Source organism: Paenarthrobacter aurescens (genome assembly GCF_025421775.1).
Lineage (GTDB): Bacteria > Actinomycetota > Actinomycetes > Actinomycetales > Micrococcaceae > Arthrobacter > Arthrobacter aurescens_B.
The window spans coordinates 1-265 of sequence record NZ_JAOEFX010000349.1 but is presented as its reverse complement, the minus strand read 5'-3'; the positions used below and the strand labels follow the sequence as shown (position 1 = coordinate 265).

Annotated in this window: 1 protein-coding gene; it reads left to right on the top strand. The window is 54.3% G+C overall.

The annotated features are described in order from the left end of the window. Positions 1 to 249 (top strand): hypothetical protein (locus N7568_RS23915; protein ID WP_261612180.1); only part of this gene is annotated, 249 nt, incomplete at its 5' end. Between the last annotated feature and the right edge of the window lie 16 nt (positions 250 to 265).

The following is a 265-nucleotide window of genomic DNA, read 5'->3' as shown; positions in this document are numbered from 1 at the left end:
ATGAAGCCCACCGCGTTTAAGCGCCACGTTCTGGCCTCAGCTGATCAGGCGCTGGTGCGCCAGATTGTCGGTGACGCTGCAATCAAACAGCTGCCCAAACCGCACATTGAAATGGCGTTTACCGCTGTTTCTGAACTGGCGAAAGGCCGCAATACTCAGGCCAGCCGCACCATCGATGCTGCCAGCAAAACCGGTAGCTCTAACGCTGACCTCAACGAGCAAAACAAAGCCTTCTGGTCTAAACGCTAAGGAAAATCCATGAGCA